This is a genomic window from Ferruginibacter profundus (assembly GCF_054783275.1).
Genome location: NZ_BAAGQW010000003.1, coordinates 538,958 through 553,188 on the forward strand (window position 1 = coordinate 538,958; position 14,231 = coordinate 553,188).

Below are 14,231 nucleotides of genomic sequence, written 5' to 3' on the forward strand. Positions count from 1 at the left end.
ATAAAGGTACTACTAATACATTATTTGCTTTTGTTAAGGCATTGCTGCAAAGGTTGCATCAGGATTGTTGCGCTTTAAAGTATTCATATACTTTTTCAGCATTTCGCAGTTCCCCTAACGGCACGGGGATGGTAATGGTGTAGTTAACCGGCGTTTTTCCGGGTTTTGTTTCCGTTCCTTTAAAAACCAGTTCGTTATTTTTTGCTGTAGTAAAACTTACTTTGGTCAGTTTTTTTATTTCATTGTTCAATACCCATGTTTTATTGGTGCTGGTAATTTTATGGCTGGTAAAAATGATCTCTTCTTCTTTAATGCCTGCAATTTTACTGTACAACATAAATATACTCCCTGAAAAGAATTTTAAACTATAATAGGCCAATATTGCAATACCAAAAAACACTATTAACAACAACCACTTATTTATTTTACCGGTAAACGGAATGCCGGTATGCGTTAACGGCCAGGCCACCGTAAAAGTAAGTATCAGCGAAATAATCACTGCTATACCAATGATCCGGTTATCCATCTTTTGCCTGGTAAGTTCTCCCTTTTTATACACCCAGCCGGTTATCAATTCTGTGGCCATTCTTTTTCCTGTAAAGCTATTGTTGTAGTGAAAGGAATCTATACCCTGTACATGGTATTTTATCAAACCGCTGTCGGGGCTTGTAGCCGCCGACAGGGTTTTGCAACTACTACTGTATAAAACAAAAAACCACCCCTCCAACAAGTTGGGGGATGGCTTTTTTATGTGCTTGTGTGTTCTGACGATTTATTAACTGCAACCCATACTGTTACCGCAGTTCAAACATTTGTAGCAGGTGCCGCTGCGTACAGTAATGTGTCCGCAGGTGTTACAGGCTGGTGCATCACTCTGCATACTTTTAGCAGCTGCATTTACGGCATCCATCGGGTTGTGTACCCTTGGTGCTGATGCTGTGCGGTGCTCTGCTTTTACAGGCTGTGGTGCGGCACTGCCCATTACCCTTACTTCACTCAACTCCGGTTTGCGGTCGCCGATAGTGGGCGTGGCTTCATCCCATGGTTCGTTACCTGTATTCTGTACTTCAGGTTGTTTATCCAAAACATGAACTAAGTCGTTACGGCCTAAATATTCATACGCCAATGAGCGGAACATAAAGTCGATGATGGAAGTAGTGGATTTGATGTTCGGATGCTCTACCATTCCACTTGGTTCAAAACGGGTGAACACAAATTTTTCTACATATTCTTCTAAAGGCACACCATATTGCAATCCGATAGAAATTGCAATAGCAAAACAGTTAAGCATACTACGCATGGTAGCACCTTCTTTTGCCATGTCGATAAATATTTCACCTAATGTACCATCATTGTATTCGCCGGTGCGTAGGAATAATGCCTGGCCGTTGATCTTTGCTTTTTGCGTAAAGCCCCTGCGTTTTGCCGGTAAAGCCCTGCGCTCAACAATCATGGCCAGCTGGCGTTTTAAAGAAGTATCGGCACTGTTTTGTACACGTTTGTTCATTTCATCCAGCAACTCTTCAATGGTTAGTTTACCCATATCCACCATGGTAGAAATGTTTGCTGCCAGTTCTGCTGCTTTTTCTTCCGTGATAGGATCGTCTAATTTTTTCTTTTTATCAGATTTGTTGCTTAATGGCTGTGATAATTTGGAACCATCACGGTATAGCGCACACGCTTTTAAACCTAATTCCCAGCTCATACGATAAGCATCAGCAATTTCTTCCTGTGTAGCTTCGTTAGGCAGGTTAATGGTTTTAGAAATGGCACCGCTTAAGAATGGTTGCGCTGCACCCATCATGCGGATATGGCCGTGTGCATGTATGTAACGCTGACCGATCTGTCCGCATTTATTAGCGCAATCAAATACAGAAAGATGTTCGTCTTTTAAATAAGGCGCTCCTTCTACTGTCATGGTACCGCAGATATAAGTATTGGCGGCTTCAATTTCTGCATCACTAAATCCTAATGCTTCCAGTAAGCTCCAGCCAAAATCGTTGTATTGTTCAGGTTTAAATCCTAAACGTTGCAAACAATCTTCGCCTAAAGTATATACGTTGAAAACAAAGCCAATTTCAAATGCAGCTCCCAAAACCTTATTTACCTTTTCAATATCTTCCGTGGTAAATCCTTTTTCCATCAATGTTTTGGCATTAATGAAAGGAGCGTTATTTAATGAGGCATGGCCTTTGGCATAGTTTACAATTTCTTCAATTTCGCTTTCGCTGTATTTTAAATTGCGTAGTGCTGCAGGTACACTCTGGTTGATGATCTTGAAATAACCACCACCGCTTAATTTTTTAAATTTCACCAAAGCAAAATCAGGTTCTACGCCGGTAGTATCGCAATCCATTACCAAACCAATGGTACCTGTTGGTGCAATAACCGTGGTTTGTGCATTACGGTAACCATATTTTTCACCTAATTGTACTGCATCATCCCAGGCTTTGGTAGCAGCTTTTAATAAATAATCCGGGCAATATTTCGCCTGTATACCCTGTGGTTTAATTTCAATGCCTTCAAATGCATCCTGTGCATCGTATGCAGCCGCACGGTGGTTACGCATTACACGTAACATGTGGGTTTTATTTTCTTCGTATTTATCAAATGCCCCCAGGAAGCCGGCCATTTCTGCTGAAGTGGAATAAGCAACACCCGTCATGATTGCGGTGATGGCACCTGCAATACCTCTTGCTTCTTCGCTGTCATAAGCAATACCGCTTACCATTAACATACTACCCAGGTTTGCAAAACCCAAACCTAATGTTCTGTAATCGTAACTTAATTGTGCTACTTCTTTAGATGGAAATTGCGCCATCAATACAGATATCTCCAGCACTACTGTCCATAAACGGCAAGTGTGTTCAAAGCCTTTTACATCAAATGTGTTGGTTGATTCTTCAAAAAACTGGCGCAGGTTAACACTCGCTAAGTTACAGGCAGTGTTATCCAGGAACATGTATTCGCTGCATGGGTTAGAAGCCCTGATGGGCCCGCCTTCTGGGCAAGTATGCCATTCGTTAATTGTAGTATCGTATTGTGTACCGGGATCAGCACAGCGCCAAGCAGCGTAATTAATTTTTTCCCAAAGGTCTTTGGCTTTTATTTTTCTCATCACACGGCCATCGCTTCTGCCTTTTAATTCCCATTCTCCATCTTCATCCAACACTTTAAAGAATGAGTTTGGAATACGAACAGAATTGTTGCTGTTTTGCCCGCTGACAGTTCTGTAGGCTTCGCCTTCATAATCGTTAGAGTAGCCTGCTGCAATTAACGCAGCCACCTTATCTTCTTCTTTGGTTTTCCATGTAACAAATTCTACAATCTCAGGATGATCCAGATCCAGGCAAACCATTTTAGCGGCTCTTCTTGTAGTACCGCCGCTTTTAATAGCACCTGCTGCACGGTCACCGATTTTTAAGAAGCTCATCAAACCACTTGATGTACCGCCGCCGCTTAATTTTTCACCTTCACCACGGATGCTGCTGAAGTTGGTTCCAACACCACTGCCATACTTAAAAATCCTGGCTTCACGAACCCAAAGATCCATGATGCCACCTTCGTTCACCAGGTCGTCATTTACACTTAAGATAAAGCAGGCATGAGGCTGTGGACGTTCGTAAGCATTGGCAGATTTTTTTAATTGCCCGTCAATAGCATCTACATAATAATGCCCCTGTGGTTTGCCGGTAATACCGTACACTTCATGTAAGCCGGTGTTAAACCATTGCGGACTGTTAGGCACGCAGGCCTGGTTTAAAATGGAGTATACTAATTCATCGTAAAATATTTGTGCATCGTTGGGGGTTGCAAAATAATTATATCTTTCGCCCCACACACGCCAGCAATGTGCCATGCGGTGGGCCACTTGTTTCACTGTTGTTTCTCTTCCTGTGGTACCATCAGCCTGTGGCACACCTGCTTTTCTGAAATATTTTTGTGCCAGTATATCGGTAGCGATCTGGCTCCACTGTTTCGGCACTTCCACATTATCCATTTGAAATACTACTTCGCCTGTAGGGTTTTTAATAACAGAGGTACGATAATCATACTCAAACATATCGTACGGACTAACACCTTCTTTAGTGAACTGGCGGCTGAATTGCAACGCCTGGGGGGATAATGGTTTTTTCGTTGACATATAATAAGTGCTTATGGTGGGTTAAGTAATTGTTAAGCAAACGAAAATATTTGTTACAGACGAACAAACAAACTTTTTAATATTAACACTTGTGGACAAAATTGGTGGATAATTTTAAAGACGCAATCCTGTATTGCGTTTGCTCACTTTTCCCCACTTTATTAAAAAAAATGTTCGTTTAAAATCTTGTTTTTTTCAGTAAAATTTCTCTCCCCCTGTTTCAGGGCATTTTCGCTCCCGGGTGAAAATTTCAAAGTACTTTATCTGGTATTTCCATCATTCCAGCCATTTATTTTTTTAATTTTTTCTGGTGTAGATATTTAGCTATTTCTTTGGGTAAAATTCACCTGATGAATCCCAAAAAAATATACACCATCATCGCTGTTGTTTTTGCTGTTACTTATGGCTATAATTTATTCTGGTTTTTCCGGAGTATAATTGAAGCCGGTGATTATGGTTTTCAGATCGGTGCTTTTATAAGGTATATACCGGTTTTTGCAGGTATAGCGGGTGTGGTTATTTTTATTGCTTCGCAATTTAAACGCAGTAATTTATTAAGAATAATTATGTGCCTGGAAATAATGTCATTTCCTTTTCTTGTATTCTGGTATGTGCAGTTTTTTTCTCAAACTTATGGACCGTATAACAGGCCACCGGATGTAAACTGGACCTTTTATGTGGGTTGTGTAATTAACCTGTCTTTGATCGTATGCAGTGTTACAGGATTGAGGATGTTGTCTTATAACAAAACAGCAAAGCTGCATTTTATTGGCCAGGGTAATGAACGTACTGGGCAGTTTTGGCCGGCACCGGCAGGATTGCGCTTTACCAACAGGCTGGTAGATGCAATAGTAGTGGCTTTTATTATTCTCACTAACCTGCAGGTATTCAGTAATCAATTGAGCAGTCATATTGAGTTTTCTACTGAAATATTTATTGCTATTGAAATTCCTGTTTTACTCATCTACTATATTATTTTGGAAGGAATATTTAATACTACGGCAGGCAAATGTGCTACGGGTACTACCATTGTAAATGAGTATGGCGTTCGTCCGGGTTTTGCAAAAATTTTAGGAAGAACTTTCTGCCGTTTAATTCCATTTGAAGCATTTAGTTTTTTTGGTGCGGAGCCGAGAGGCTGGCACGATACGATGACAAATACTTACGTAGTGGAAAGTATAAACAGCGAGGATGCTGCAATGGAAGATATTATTTTAGATGCCGAATTAAATATGCCCTCATGAGAGTTGTAATTCAAAGAGTAAGTAATGCATCAGTAACTATTGATGCCCATATTAAATCGGCTATTGCAAAAGGCCTGCTGGTTTTAGTGGGTATAGAAGATGCCGATACCCTGGAAGATGTTGAGTGGCTAAGCAACAAGATCGTTAACCTGCGCATTTTTGATGACCAAAATAAAGTACCTAACATTTCGGTAAAGGATATGGATGGTGATATTTTATTGGTCAGCCAGTTTACGTTGCATGCCGCAACTAAAAAAGGAAATCGTCCCTCTTATATAAAGGCAAGCAAGCCCGATGTAGCTATACCGCTGTATGAAAAAATGATTGCACAACTGGAAAATGACCTGGGAAAGAAAATCTTTACGGGTGAGTTTGGTGCGGATATGAAAGTTGCCTTGCTGAATGACGGGCCGGTGACGATAATTATTGACAGTAAAAACAAAGAATGATGGGCTAAAGCCCTTTAAACAACGTAAGTATGAATGACATTACAATCAGGCAGGCCCAACAACAAGTTGACCAATGGATAAAAACCATAGGTGTAAAATATTTTAGTGAGTTAACCAATCTTGGCATATTAATGGAAGAAGTTGGTGAATTATCCCGGTTAATGGTGCGGCAATATGGCGAGCAATCTTTTAAAGAAAGCGATAAGGGAAAAGAACTAAGTGATGAAATGGCAGATGTTTTGTGGGTATTGATTTGTTTAGCCAACCAAACAGGTGTAGATTTAACGACTGCACTGCAAAAGAATTTTGAAAAGAAAAATATAAGGGATGCGGAAAGGCATAAGAATAATGATAAATTAAAATGACCACATGAAATTTTCAGTAAAAGATATATGGACCATCACAAAACAATCCTTTGCTGATTTCATTGATACCAAAGTATTTAAACTTAGTGCGGCACTTGCTTTTTACACGATATTTTCTTTGCCTGCTATGCTCATCATCATTATTTCGGTGAGTGATATTTTTTATGGCAGGGCTGCAATTGAAGGTACCTTATACCACCAGATATCTGCCTTTGTGGGTACAGATGCAGCTATACAAATTCAACAAACTATACGTGGTGCGGCTTTATCCAACAGCAGCAATTTTGCAACCATTGTTGGTGTTATTACTTTATTATTTGGTGCCACCAGTGTATTCAGCGAAATACAGGATTCCATCAATCTCATCTGGAAGTTAAAAGCCAAACCCAAAAAAGGAAAAGGACTAATTAAGATGGTATTCAACCGGCTGCTTTCTTTTTCCATTGTGGTAAGCCTTGGTTTTTTATTGCTCGTTTCTCTGTTGATCAATGGTGCTATGGATGCATTGATCAACCATCTTACTAAAATGTTTCCGCAGTTAACAGTGATACTGGTGTACATCCTCAACCTTGTACTTACATTTGGTATTACCACATTATTATTCGCCATGATCTTTAAAGTTTTGCCTGATGCTAAAATAAGATGGAGACATGTAAGGGCAGGTGCTTTTACTACCGGCGCACTTTTTATGGTAGGCAAATTTTTAATTGGCTATTATTTAGGGCATAGCAAATTGTCGAGTACCTATGGCACAGCTGGTTCTGTAATTGTAATGCTGTTGTGGGTATATTATTCTGCTATGATATTGTATTTTGGTGCCGTATTTACACATGTGTATGCGGTACATACGGGGTCAAGAATTTATCCTAATGACTATGCGGTATGGATACAACAGATAGAAGTAGAATCTGTAAAATCCATTCAGCAGCAACCGGAAGAGAAGGCGGTGATAAAAACACCGGATACAGATGCGTTAAAATAGTTATTTCTTTTTAGTTTGCACTTTATAATATTCATAAAATAACAAACCTGAAAGGCCGAAAAAAAGCAGGCTGATCAAACCGGTTCCGGAAAAAATATATACTGCCAGAATAAAAACCAGGGTTGCCGAAATAAGGTACCAGGATCTCATATCGGCTTTGCGTGCTGTAAATATTTCACGAATCTCTTCCTCAGAAAACCCTTCAGTAACTAACCGATTTTTTATTTCTCCCTCAGGATATCCGTTTTTAATTTGTTGCCTTATTTTTTCCTTCTCTTCTTCTGTCATTGCAGCAGTTTATTTTAAAAGGTATGAAAATACAGTTTATTTAAATTTCGGTTCATAACTTTTGAGTTTTGGCGTACTTTTGCAGCCTTATGGCAAACGAAACAAATAATTTCCAGGAACTTATTGCACACTGTAAAGAGTACGGTTACATTTTTCAAAGCAGTGAAATTTATGATGGCCTTGCGGCAGTGTATGACTATGGCCAGAACGGTGCCCAGCTAAAAAAGAACATCCGTGATTACTGGTGGAAAAGCATGACGCAGCTGCACGACAATATTGTAGGTATTGATGCAGCCATCTTTATGCACCCTACCACATGGAAGGCCAGCGGACACGTTGATAATTTCAGCGACCCTATGATTGATAATAAGGACAGTAACAAACGTTACCGTGTAGATCATTTGATTGAAGGATATGCAGATGAGCTGCAAGCCGCAGGCCGTAAAGGAGAAGCAGAAGAACTGCTGGCTGCTATGGATGTACTGCTTTCCAAAGATGATTATGCAGGGTTAAAAAAATTAATTGAAGACAATAAAATAAAATGTGCTGTTAGTAAAACCAGCAACTGGACAGATGTGCGCCAGTTTAACCTCATGTTCTCAACAGAATTTGGTGCAGTAGCTTCAGATAATCCTGACGACAATAAAGTGTATTTACGCCCGGAAACTGCACAGGGTATTTTTGTAAACTTTTTAAATGTGCAAAAAACCGGCCGCATGAAAATACCTTTTGGTATTGCGCAAACCGGTAAAGCTTTCCGCAATGAAATTGTGGCCAGGCAATTTATTTTCAGGATGAGGGAATTTGAACAAATGGAAATGCAGTTCTTCATTCGTCCGGGTTCTCAAATGGAATGGTATAATTTCTGGAAAGAAGAAAGAAAAGCATGGCATGAGAGTTTGGGTATACCCGCCGCAAAATTGCGTTTTCACGATCATGTTAAATTAGCGCATTACGCAGATGCTGCGCTGGATATAGAATTTGAATTTCCTTTTGGCTGGAAGGAGCTGGAAGGTATTCACAGCCGTACTGATTTTGACCTTACACAACATCAAACGTACAGCAGGAAAAAAATACAGTATTTCGATAATGATATCAACCCGGAAACCGGCAAAGCGTATGGTAATTATGTACCGTATGTTTTAGAAACTTCTGTTGGTTTGGACCGTTTGTTTTTAACCATTATGAGTTTAGCTTACGCCGAAGAAAAATGGCTGAAAGAAGATGGTACCGAAGACAGCCGTGTGGTATTGCGTATTCCTGCAAAAATCGCACCTACCAAACTGGCCATTCTTCCATTGATAAAAAAAGATGGCCTGCCCGAAATTGCAAGAGAGCTGATGAATGATTGCAAAAGCAGTTTCATGTGTTTTTACGAAGAGAAAGATGCAATTGGCAAACGCTACCGCCGCATGGATGCCATTGGTACGCCATTTTGTGTAACCATCGATCACCAGACCAAAGAAGACAATACCGTTACCATTCGTTACAGGGATACCATGGTACAGGAAAGAATTGCATTGAGTGAAGTGAAGAGGCTGGTGCTGGAGAAAATTAACTAATTATTTTAAATGTAATGAATAACTTGGGAGTATGAGCATACTCCCTTTTTATTTGACATCGCTTTATGTTCTTCTAAAAACAAACTTCTTTTCCAATAAAGAATAATAATTTAGAGTGCGCTTAATTTTTAGCTAAACCCTTTTTATGAAAAAAATTATCTTGAGTATTGCTTTAAGCTTTGTAAGCATTTTTGCTTTTGCGCAACATACAATACCCACTTACTACGAAGTTTTAAAAACGTTTTTTACAAAATATACTACTGAGGAGGCCAATGACAACTTTACCAATTTTGCCAAAAAGAAAGACGGCTGGTATGTGCAGCAGATAGACAGAATAAAAAAGGATGCACTCCTTAGTGAAAAAATATTCTGGAGCATAACAGATGGCATGTACCATGATTTAGCGAATACTTATTCCACCGCCTCCGACAGTCTTGATTTTGAAACCAAACTGGAACCTTACCTGCAGGATGGCTGGTATAACTACGATCATATCCGTTATTACGGTTACAAGAGCTGGCAACGTGATATGATCAGCGATTTTGGAAATGCCACTGATCTTTCTGACACAATGTTAGATGGCCTGGGCAGGGCTTATGATAATATGGCCTATACTTATTTGTGGAGCCAGGGCGGATCTTACACCGCAGATGATTCATTACAAACGCCCTTGAAAAGAACGCAATTCCCATCTGATGCAAGAGTGGAAAAAGTGAAATTAAATATCAATCATGGTATTGAGCAGTTTGAAAAACTAAATGCGTTAAATCCCAACTATCAAACTTTAATTGGTAACGGCAACCTGAAGTTATTTAACGAGTACATGCATTATTACAACCAGTTGTTTATGTGCGGCCGTGATGAAGAAGCAAGAAAATACCTGGATAAGATTGCTCTTGATGAACGTTATATTAAACAGGCAAAAAACTATTTAAATTCCTGCGACAAAAATGCCATCCTGTTTACATACGGCGATAATGATACCTATCAATTATGGTATGTGCAGGAAAAATTAAATTACAGAAAAGATATCATCGTTATCAACAACAGTTTACTGGGCTTGCCGGTTTACCCGTTATTATTAAGAAAAAAAGGACTTGTCAGTTTTTCAACACCGGAATCGTATTTAGAAGATGTTGCATCGGATATAGCTTATTTTGAAGAACCAAAAGGCAAGACTAAACAGGTTAAGCCATTATCATTGCATGAGTTTATCAAATTCATTTATTCAAAAAATCAATTGCTTTCGGCCCTTCAGGAAAACGGTGCCGCAGCTGCTTATTCCTCAAAGCAAATTATCATCCCCCCGGCTATTGCAACTGCTAAGCCGGCAACCATTGAACTCAGGAACTATTTGTTCATCAACGATTTTTTGATCCTGGATATCGTTGATAATAATTTTTTAAAACGACCCATTTATACTACCAATGCTGCTGATGATTATTTGAGCAATTATCTTTCACCAACGGGTATTGTGTACAAAATAAATTTTTCCCGAAAACCCGGTGCCGATCCCGACACCAAAGAAATAAAAGCCCTGGAAAAATTTATTGCCGAAAAGCACATGGTTGTTACCAGCAATTATAAAGAGAGCCAAAGCTTTGTTTCTTTTGATGGGGATAATACTGTGGTGAGTACGCACCTGGCTATTATCCAGTATTATTTATCAAAGAAAGATACCTCCACCGCTAAAAAATGGGTTCAACTGATGGCAGGTAAGTTCAATGACCTTTCTGTTAATCAGCCATTAGCCTGCAAGGTGCTCTCCTTCCTGGCTGCACAGGCAGGTGATAAGGCATTGGCTAAAAAGGCTATAGAATGGGATGCCAAAAACACTTTTGATGCTTACCAGCATCCTTCTGCCGTAAAAGGGTTTTTCTCCAGGAAAAGCTGCGTGGATTATATCAACAGGTTACAGCTTACACTGCAGAATATTAATGAACCCAGTACTATAGTATCGGATATCTACCAGAAACTGTATGTGGAATAACGTAAAAGAATTTATTTTTTCTTCAGCACCACCGGCTCCTTCAAATAGTCAAACATCTTTTTATATACTTCCATTAAAACAGGGTACTCGTCTACGGTATATAAACTCTTTTTAAAATCAAACATTAGCATACAGGTCACCGAATTATTTTCTTTATCATAAGTTACTGATTTATTAAACACAATATCTTTATCAGGCGTGGTCATCCTCACATTTTTCGGCAATGCATCTATTGTGTAGTTAGCAGGTAAAGTAACGGTAGCAAAAGTGCTGATGGTTCTTTTATACCCAAAATTTATATTGCTGAAACGACTGGCCCTGGTAAAAGGATTGTTTTCAAACCCCGAAAACATGTTTACCGGCAGGTACAAATATTGGTCTCCGCCTGCAAGGTTGGTACTGAATTTAAAATTCTGTTCCGCCGGCAACGAATCATTGTCCTGGTTTAAAAATTCAAAATCCTTTACCGTAATGCCATTCTTCTGGTAAAAAAAGTTTACATATTTTTCCTGTCCCTCTTCTTTGAGTGCACTCAACCTTCTTATACGGGAATACCCTTCACTTTTTATATACACCTCACCTGAAAGAACACCACTGGTATCAAGTTGCATTTGTGCACTTATATAATCACTATACTGCAAAGAGTCGTTGGTAATATTAACTAAACCTCCGCTTTTTTTATTTACAATCAGCGCTGTGGTATTAAGAATTCCATTAGGAGTTATATGCGCCGGTGTGTAAGTAGCTGTGGCATCCAGGTAATATTTCTTTCCTTTAATTACCACACAGGCAACAGTTGAATTGAACTGATCAACAAAAGGCACCTGTACATTTACTTTGCCATACGACCTTTCGCTTACCAAAGCCGGGTAGGCTTCCAGGCCTGCATCTTTTAAAAGGTTTACCAGTATCAGGTTTATTTCTCCGCTGGTCCCTTTCTTTTTCTCCCAGGGATCTTTCACCCCGTCATAAGCATTCCTGCTATGCATATTATTCCAGCTCATATTGCTTCGAACATATTTGTAAACCGCCTTCATCTTATCTTCTTCTGCTGTAAGTTTTTTTACTTCATCGGTAAACGATCCCGTGCCGGGAATATTTTTTCCTAATTGAACTCCGAATTCCTTAGCCGAAAGTAACTCCCTGATCACTTCATCCCAGGAAGTCATGTAATTGGTTTTACCAAAACCGGTATTATAACCACTCAATTGAAAATCTACCTTTTGAATATAATCCTTCCTGGCGTCCATATAAGGTTCATCGGTAAGCCCCGGGATATTATTCATCTCAAAATACACTTTACCACTTTCTTTATCTGACTTTGCAGTTACAGCCAGGTCTTCCCTTTTACTAATGCGATAACTAAACTCCAGGTTGGGCAGCACTGTAAGTGTGTATTTGCTTTTTACCGTGGGCAATTCCTGTTGAAAATACCAATCCTGCAAGCCTCCGTAATGCTTCATAAAACTCCGGTACTTGTATTCAATAATACTGCCCACTTTTATATTGGGAAAAGTAAATGTTACCACACCCAAACGGTCGTTGAAATCACGGGTATAAAAATCTTTTTTTGATAATTTTTGGGTAGTAAGACTTGCAGGATCGTTTCCATTAATTACCACTGCTTCCAGCCTGTCAATAAATTCAAAATCATCTTTCCTGTAAAAATGCAGTGATACATTGGCTTCATCAAAACCTTTTTCTTTTAAAATTTTTATCCGCACATGGTGATAGGTAAGCAGGTGACGTTCGTCATCATGATCAGAAATGGCCTCATCCAGTAACACCACTGCATTGGCATCTTTGTCAAACGCACATTCTTTTAATTGCAATTCTTCGGCACTTACATTTCCAAAGTCAGGAAAATCCTGGGCCTGCGATGCAAACGGTGCAATTAACACAAGTAATACTAAAAGGAGTTTGATTTTCATTGTACAAATTAATTAATTGTATAAAAGACGGAATTATACACCAAACTGTTGCAGGTGATGGTCTAAATGTTTCCAGGTACCCTTGCTCCATTCTTCTTTAGTGAGTTTACCAAAAAAAGGGTGTGGTTCGCCAGACATAGAAGTTGCCGAAAAACTATTCACCATATCAATAAGGTTTTGTTTTTCCTTTTCAAATGTTTGCGGATCAGCAATAATGAAAGATTTATCTGTAGGCAGGTTACGTTTGAACGGCTGTTCATTAAACAATTGCTTTTTAAACAAAGGGCCAATTAAGCTAAGAAAAAAATTTCTTTTTAAGGTATGTTTCCCTGTGGCCACACCCAGTGGCATCTGGCAATGCGCCAGCATTTGGGCAACATTCATTTTACCCCATTGGGCATGGCTTTGCGGCGTTAATTTATTTATCCGGTTGATGATATCCTCTTTAACGACGGTATCAAATAAGTTTTTAACCTCCATAAAATTTATATTTTAAATTTACCCGTACAATTCCTGGTGAATCATTTTCCGGTCATAGCCCAATTCAGTAATGGTTTTTTTGGCCTCATCAATCATATTTTTCCATCCGCATAAATAAAAATGTGCCGGTGGTAATTCTTCCCCTTGTTTTTTTGACAATACCAGGTCTTTATATACCTGGTGCACATAACCTGTTGCGCCATCCCATTCTTCCCTCGACAAAACCGGTATATAATGAATACCCGGATGGGCAGCAGCAAGATTTTTTAATTCTTCGTAATACAATAAATTTTCTTTTTTACGGGTACCGAAAATTAAATACACATTCTTGTGTGGTGTATTATTAAGGACAATACTATGCAACATACTTCTGAACGGGGCAATTCCGGTTCCTGTGCAAATCAAATAGTAATCCGTATCCAGCACATCGGGCAAAGTAAAAACACCCACCGGCCCACGGAAAGAAATTTCATCCCCTACTTTAACTTCATTAAACAAATAAGAAGTGCCTGCGCCATCTTCCAGCAATACAATCACCAGTTCAAATACATTGGTGCCATCGGGCCAGCTGGCAATGGAATAACTGCGCCAGCGTTTATTTTTCTTTTCATGTATAGGTAAATCCAATGTAACAAACTGGCCCGGCTTAAAATCTACTTTATCCAGTTCGGGTACCTGCATCCAATACCGCCTGGTATTGAATGTTTCATTTTCAATTTTTATTACTTTGGCAATACGCCACGGTTCAAGTGCCATGAGTTAATTTTTTTGGAAGATACAAATAAACTCAATAATT

General features: G+C 39.3%; 12 protein-coding genes. 6 read left to right on the forward strand and 6 right to left on the reverse strand.

All coding sequences use genetic code 11. From position 1 onward, the window contains the following. Positions 1-58 precede the first annotated feature (58 nt). Both ACYVM0_RS22100 and ACYVM0_RS22105 read right to left on the reverse strand, forming a co-directional pair. Positions 59-652, reverse strand: a complete 594-nt coding sequence (locus ACYVM0_RS22100) for a hypothetical protein (RefSeq protein WP_460560751.1) — start codon at positions 650-652, stop codon at positions 59-61. A gap of 123 nt (positions 653-775) precedes the next feature. After that, entirely contained in the window at positions 776-4,144 is a 3,369-nt protein-coding gene (locus ACYVM0_RS22105; protein ID WP_460560753.1) for a vitamin B12-dependent ribonucleotide reductase, read from the reverse strand. Positions 4,145-4,494: 350 nt separating this feature from the next. Between ACYVM0_RS22105 and ACYVM0_RS22110 the strand changes: the two genes are divergently transcribed. Genes ACYVM0_RS22110 through ACYVM0_RS22125 form a run of 4 tightly spaced genes read left to right on the forward strand, consistent with a single transcriptional unit; the run spans position 4,495 to position 7,184 of the window. Beyond that, positions 4,495-5,388, forward strand: coding sequence for an RDD family protein (locus tag ACYVM0_RS22110; protein WP_460560754.1), 894 nt, complete (start codon positions 4,495-4,497; stop codon positions 5,386-5,388). After that, on the forward strand, positions 5,385-5,837 hold the full coding sequence (gene dtd, locus ACYVM0_RS22115) for a D-aminoacyl-tRNA deacylase (RefSeq protein WP_460560756.1): 453 nt from the start codon (positions 5,385-5,387) through the stop codon (positions 5,835-5,837). The genes ACYVM0_RS22110 and dtd overlap by 4 nt, the downstream gene beginning before the upstream one ends. A gap of 29 nt (positions 5,838-5,866) precedes the next feature. Continuing rightward, positions 5,867-6,202 (forward strand): nucleotide pyrophosphohydrolase, encoded by a 336-nt coding sequence (locus tag ACYVM0_RS22120; protein WP_460560757.1) that lies wholly within the window; start codon positions 5,867-5,869, stop codon positions 6,200-6,202. A gap of 4 nt (positions 6,203-6,206) precedes the next feature. Then, positions 6,207-7,184, forward strand: a complete 978-nt coding sequence (locus ACYVM0_RS22125; RefSeq protein ID WP_460560759.1) for a YihY/virulence factor BrkB family protein — start codon at positions 6,207-6,209, stop codon at positions 7,182-7,184. On the opposite strand, the gene ACYVM0_RS22130 is transcribed toward ACYVM0_RS22125, so the two are convergent. Then, positions 7,185-7,472 carry a hypothetical protein gene (locus ACYVM0_RS22130; RefSeq protein WP_460560760.1) on the reverse strand — a complete coding sequence of 96 codons (288 nt, stop codon included), beginning with the start codon at positions 7,470-7,472 and terminating at the stop codon, positions 7,185-7,187. Positions 7,473-7,561: 89 nt separating this feature from the next. Here ACYVM0_RS22130 and ACYVM0_RS22135 point away from each other — a divergent pair, with 89 nt between their 5' ends. Together ACYVM0_RS22135 and ACYVM0_RS22140 are read left to right on the forward strand one after the other, a co-directional pair. Further along, entirely contained in the window at positions 7,562-9,034 is a 1,473-nt protein-coding gene (locus tag ACYVM0_RS22135) for a glycine--tRNA ligase (RefSeq protein ID WP_460560762.1), read from the forward strand. Between the two features lie 145 nt (positions 9,035-9,179). Continuing rightward, positions 9,180-11,024: a hypothetical protein gene (locus ACYVM0_RS22140; RefSeq protein WP_460560764.1), complete on the forward strand. Its 1,845-nt coding sequence runs from the start codon at positions 9,180-9,182 to the stop codon at positions 11,022-11,024. 11 nt (positions 11,025-11,035) lie between these two features. On the opposite strand, the gene ACYVM0_RS22145 is transcribed toward ACYVM0_RS22140, so the two are convergent. From ACYVM0_RS22145 to ACYVM0_RS22155, 3 genes are read right to left on the reverse strand one after another with little or no spacing between them, the layout of a single operon-like run. After that, positions 11,036-12,955, reverse strand: coding sequence for a DUF3857 domain-containing protein (locus ACYVM0_RS22145; protein ID WP_460560766.1), 1,920 nt, complete (start codon positions 12,953-12,955; stop codon positions 11,036-11,038). 33 nt (positions 12,956-12,988) lie between these two features. Beyond that, a complete protein-coding gene (locus ACYVM0_RS22150) occupies positions 12,989-13,435 on the reverse strand; it encodes a DinB family protein (RefSeq protein ID WP_460560768.1) in 447 nt (148 codons plus the stop codon). Positions 13,436-13,453: 18 nt separating this feature from the next. Further along, the gene (locus ACYVM0_RS22155; RefSeq protein WP_460560770.1) at positions 13,454-14,191 is read right to left on the reverse strand and encodes a ferredoxin--NADP reductase; all 738 of its coding nucleotides are present in this window, start codon (positions 14,189-14,191) and stop codon (positions 13,454-13,456) included. Positions 14,192-14,231 lie beyond the last annotated feature (40 nt).

What these genes read in the sequence shown, in the direction of transcription:
- ACYVM0_RS22135 (WP_460560762.1), top strand. Translation starts at nt 7,562, where the DNA reads ATGGCAAACGAAACAAATAATTTCCAGGAACTTATTGCACACTGTAAA.
- ACYVM0_RS22140 (WP_460560764.1), top strand. Translation starts at nt 9,180, where the DNA reads ATGAAAAAAATTATCTTGAGTATTGCTTTAAGCTTTGTAAGCATTTTT.
- ACYVM0_RS22110 (WP_460560754.1), top strand. Translation starts at nt 4,495, where the DNA reads ATGAATCCCAAAAAAATATACACCATCATCGCTGTTGTTTTTGCTGTT.
- ACYVM0_RS22125 (WP_460560759.1), top strand. Translation starts at nt 6,207, where the DNA reads ATGAAATTTTCAGTAAAAGATATATGGACCATCACAAAACAATCCTTT.
- ACYVM0_RS22145 (WP_460560766.1), bottom strand. Translation starts at nt 12,955, where the DNA reads ATGAAAATCAAACTCCTTTTAGTATTACTTGTGTTAATTGCACCGTTT.
- ACYVM0_RS22130 (WP_460560760.1), bottom strand. Translation starts at nt 7,472, where the DNA reads ATGACAGAAGAAGAGAAGGAAAAAATAAGGCAACAAATTAAAAACGGA.
- ACYVM0_RS22150 (WP_460560768.1), bottom strand. Translation starts at nt 13,435, where the DNA reads ATGGAGGTTAAAAACTTATTTGATACCGTCGTTAAAGAGGATATCATC.
- ACYVM0_RS22155 (WP_460560770.1), bottom strand. Translation starts at nt 14,191, where the DNA reads ATGGCACTTGAACCGTGGCGTATTGCCAAAGTAATAAAAATTGAAAAT.
- dtd (WP_460560756.1), top strand. Translation starts at nt 5,385, where the DNA reads ATGAGAGTTGTAATTCAAAGAGTAAGTAATGCATCAGTAACTATTGAT.
- ACYVM0_RS22105 (WP_460560753.1), bottom strand. Translation starts at nt 4,144, where the DNA reads ATGTCAACGAAAAAACCATTATCCCCCCAGGCGTTGCAATTCAGCCGC.
- ACYVM0_RS22120 (WP_460560757.1), top strand. Translation starts at nt 5,867, where the DNA reads ATGAATGACATTACAATCAGGCAGGCCCAACAACAAGTTGACCAATGG.